Source organism: Luteibacter sp., from assembly GCF_051958795.1.
In the GTDB taxonomy this organism is placed as follows: domain Bacteria; phylum Pseudomonadota; class Gammaproteobacteria; order Xanthomonadales; family Rhodanobacteraceae; genus Luteibacter.
The window spans coordinates 1-4,090 of sequence record NZ_JBQCFT010000075.1 but is presented as its reverse complement, the minus strand read 5'-3'; the positions used below and the strand labels follow the sequence as shown (position 1 = coordinate 4,090).

The 4,090-nt window shown below is 66.2% G+C and carries 2 protein-coding genes and 1 pseudogene; 1 reads left to right on the top strand and 2 read right to left on the bottom strand.

Annotated features, from left to right (window positions below; genetic code table 11):
* Positions 1 to 725: 725 nt before the first annotated feature.
* Positions 726 to 1,697, bottom strand: coding sequence for a thioredoxin family protein (locus ACTHLF_RS04125; protein WP_440325111.1), 972 nt, complete (start codon positions 1,695 to 1,697; stop codon positions 726 to 728).
* 118 nt (positions 1,698 to 1,815) lie between these two features.
* On the opposite strand from ACTHLF_RS04125, the gene ACTHLF_RS04120 reads away from it, so the two are divergent.
* On the top strand, positions 1,816 to 3,333 hold the full coding sequence (locus tag ACTHLF_RS04120) for a fumarate hydratase (protein ID WP_440325110.1): 1,518 nt from the start codon (positions 1,816 to 1,818) through the stop codon (positions 3,331 to 3,333).
* 103 nt (positions 3,334 to 3,436) lie between these two features.
* Here the strand turns inward: ACTHLF_RS04120 and ACTHLF_RS04115 are convergent.
* Positions 3,437 to 4,090: pseudogene (locus tag ACTHLF_RS04115) on the bottom strand (acetate/propionate family kinase); the annotation flags it as partial.

Here is a 4,090-nt window from a genome sequence, read left to right as displayed (position 1 = left end):
TGAAACTCGCCATCCATGGCTCGATTTCAAACGGCCGGCCCTCCATGGCCGGCCCCCTGACGGGCTGTTCCCGCCCAGCCGCCTCGCCTGCGGAACTCGCCTCGAGGGTGGGCGCCAAGGGCTCTCGGACACACTGGGGTTAGGTGGTGGGAGAGCCGGTGTCGCTTCGACGGCGGGGCACGGCTTCATCGCCCTATAGGCCATCGCGCGCAAGCGCGCTCCCACAGGTGGATGGCGGCCGGGCTGCGATGGCCTTGTGGGAGCGCGCTTGCGCGCGACATCTTTCGCGAAAGCGCCGCAGGGTCATGCCGGTCGAGGCGAAAGCTGTCGGCCACAGGGTGGCCTCCTACGAAGGCTAGGCTTTCCCAACACCCACCTCAGTGCGTCCGAGAGCCCTTGGTGCCCACCCTCGAGGCGAGTTCCGCAGGCGAGGCAGTCGGGCGGGAACAGCCGCCGAAGGCGGGAGCGGCCATGGACGGCCGCTCGTTTGAAATCGAGCCAGGATGGCGAGTTTCAAACCCCCGCCCGGCTGCCGGTTCGCGCCCGTAGGGCAATAGGTACATGGGCCGCGTAGCGGCCTTCCTTTTCGAACGACGAGGACTGTCTGAGCAGCGAGGGTGGGCGCCAAGGGCTCTTTCCAGAGACGTCAGAGCGTTAGCGCGATGGCCAAAGGCCGAGCCCCGCGAAGCCGAAGGCGAGCCCCGTCGATGGACTCGCCTCACGGTTCAGCCGAACGTAAACGTAAACGCGTGGAAGTTGGCCTTCGGGACCTTGATGGTCAGCACGTGGTCCTTGTAGCCGTCGCCTTCGAACAGCGTGTACAGCTGCGAGGCCTGGACCGTCACCGGGGCCTGGGGCTTGCCGTCCACGGCGATTTCCAGGGTCACCGGATCGTTCGCGCTGGCGACCATGTGCACCTTCTTCGCCTTGAAATGCAGGCGTATCTCGCCGCTCGAACCCACCAGGCTCGCGTTCTGCCGGCCAATCTCCCAGCGGCCCACCAGCGCAAACTGGTTCAGTTCCAGGCGGCTCGGCGCGGTGAAATCACGGGTACCACTGCGGGCGCCCTCGGGGCTGGCGTTGTTCTGGCTGCGGTCGCTGCCGAAGTACATCTCCGGCGAGCCCAGCTGGTTGAAGTCCGGGGCGTCCTTATCGGTCTCCGCCTTGGCATCCGCCAGGCGCGGCAGGCCCAGCAGCGTACGGATGGCGTTCTCCATCTCCGCGTAGTTGCCCTCGCCGAAGTGGTGGGCGACCACGTTGCCGCGCTGGTCCACCAGGTACTCGGCCGGCCAGTACTGGTTATCCCAGGCATCCCAGGTCGCCAGGTCGTTGTCCTGGGCCACCGGGTAGTGGATGTTGTACTTCTTGATGGCGTCGCGGACGTTGCCTTCCTGCTTCTCGAACGGGAATTCCGGGGAATGCACGCCGATCACCACGAGGCCCTTGTCCTTGTACTGGTCGTACCAGCGGGTGACGTGGGGCAGGGTGCGCAGGCAGTTGATGCAGGAATAGGCCCAGAAATCGACAAGGACCACCTTGCCGCGCAACTGGCTCATTTTCAGCGGCTTGGAGTTCTGCCAGGCGGCGATCCCGGTGAATTCCGGGGCGGTCTGGGCCGCGAGGGCCGGCTGGGCGAGGCCCAGGGCGGCAGCGACGAGGGCCAGGGCGAACAGGGCGGTGCGGAAGCGGGAACGCATGGGAACTCCGTGTGCGGGGTGTACCGGCATAAAGACCGGGGAAAGCTGCCCCACCTTACACCGGCCAAGCTGGGGTAAAATTGGCGTTTTGCCAGCCTAGCGAGCCAGCGGTAGCACCATGACCTCGATCAAGCAGGACGACCTCATCCAGAGCGTCGCAGACGCCCTCCAGTACATCTCGTACTACCACCCGGTGGACTACATCCGGAACCTCTCCGCCGCCTACGAGCGCGAAGAGAGCCCGGCCGCGAAGGATGCGATCGCCCAGATCCTCATCAACTCGCGCATGTGCGCCGAGGGCCACCGGCCGATCTGCCAGGACACCGGCATCGTCACCGTGTTCCTCAAGGTCGGCATGAACGTCCGCTGGGACGATGCCACCATGAGCGTGGAAGACATGGTGAACGAAGGTGTTCGCCGCGCCTACAACCACCCGGACAACAAGCTCCGCGCCTCGGTGCTGGCTGATCCGGCGGGCAAGCGCATGAACACGCGCGATAACACGCCGGCGGTGGTCAACGTCTCGATCGTGCCGGGCGACAAGCTCGACGTGACCGTGGCCGCGAAGGGCGGCGGCTCGGAGGCGAAGTCGAAGTTCGCCATGCTGAATCCGTCCGACTCCATCGTCGACTGGGTGCTGAAGACCGTGCCGACCATGGGCGCCGGCTGGTGCCCGCCGGGCATGCTCGGCATCGGCATCGGCGGCACCGCGGAGAAGGCGATGCTGCTGGCGAAGGAATCGTTGATGGAGCCGATCGACATCACCGAGCTGCAGGCTCGCGGCCCGTCGAACCGCGCGGAAGAGCTGCGCCTGGAGTTGTACGAGAAGGTCAACGCGCTCGGCATCGGCGCGCAGGGCCTGGGTGGCTTGACCACCGTGCTCGACGTGAAGGTCAGCGACTATCCGACCCACGCCGCCAACCTGCCGGTGGCGATCATCCCGAACTGCGCGGCCACGCGCCACGCGCACTTCGTAATGGATGGTTCGGGCCCGGTCATGCTCGAGCCGCCGTCGCTGGAAGACTGGCCGAAGCTCACCTACGACTCGTCGAAGGGTCGCCGGGTGAACCTCGACACGATCACGCGCGAGGAAGTGAACAGCTGGCAGCCGGGCGAGGTGATCCTGCTCAATGGCAAGCTGCTCACCGGCCGCGATGCCGCGCACAAGCGCATGATCGACATGCTCAACCGCGGCGAAACGCTGCCGGTGGACTTCACCAACCGCTTCATCTACTACGTCGGCCCGGTGGATCCGGTGCGTGACGAAGTGGTGGGCCCGGCGGGTCCGACCACCGCGACGCGCATGGACAAGTTCACCCGCCAGATGCTGGAAACCACTGGGCTGCTCGGCATGGTCGGCAAGAGCGAGCGCGGCCCCACCGCCATCGACGCCATCCGCGACAACAAGGCCGTGTACCTGATGGCCGTCGGCGGGGCCGCGTACCTCGTGTCGAAGGCGATCAAGTCCTCGCGCGTGCTCGCGTTCGAAGACCTGGGCATGGAAGCGATCTACGAGTTCGACGTGCAGGACATGCCGGTAACCGTCGCCGTCGACAGCGCCGGCACCTCGGTACACACCACCGGCCCGAAGGAATGGCGCTCGAAGATCGGCAAGATCCCGGTGGTGGTCGAGTAACCGCACGCCAGTGTAGGAGCCCACCCTGTGGGCGACGCCTTTCGCCTCAAGGCCACAGGCCCTGAAGCGTTGTCGCGAAAGATGTCGCCCACAGGGTGGGCTCCTACGACGAGCGCGCTAGCTCTGCAGTGTGCCGCGCGATTTGCGCGTCTTCTTCCGTGGGAATCACGCGGCTTTCGAAGTCGCCCAGCCATTGCAGCCCCGCGAGGATCGCATCGCGGGTCACCGCGTCGTTCTCGCCGATGCCACCAGTGAAGACCAGCAGGTCGAGGCCGCCGAGCGAGGCCACCATCGCGGCGATGTGCTTGCGCGCGGTGTGGACGAAGACCTCCATGGCCAGGTGTGACGCCGCGTCTTTCGCCGCATGCAGCTTGCGCATGTCGCTCGTGCCGCCGGAGAGACCCTTCAGGCCCGACTCGCGATCGACCAGCACCTCGAGCCGTTCGGCGTCGTATCCCTTCTCACGCATCAGGTACAGCAACACGCCCGGGTCGAGATCGCCGGGGCGCGTACCCATCACGATGCCGCCGGTGGGCGTGAGGCCCATCGTCGTATCGATCGATTTCCCCTCGCGCACGGCGCACAGGCTCGCGCCGTTGCCGAGATGGGCGATGACCACGCGTTCGGGGATGCCCGCGCCCAACTGGCGCACGATGGATTCATACGACAGGCCGTGGAAGCCATAGCGCTCGATACCGCCTTTGCGCAGGTCGGCGGGCAGGGGCAGCGTCTTCGCGACGACCGGCATGGTCTTGTG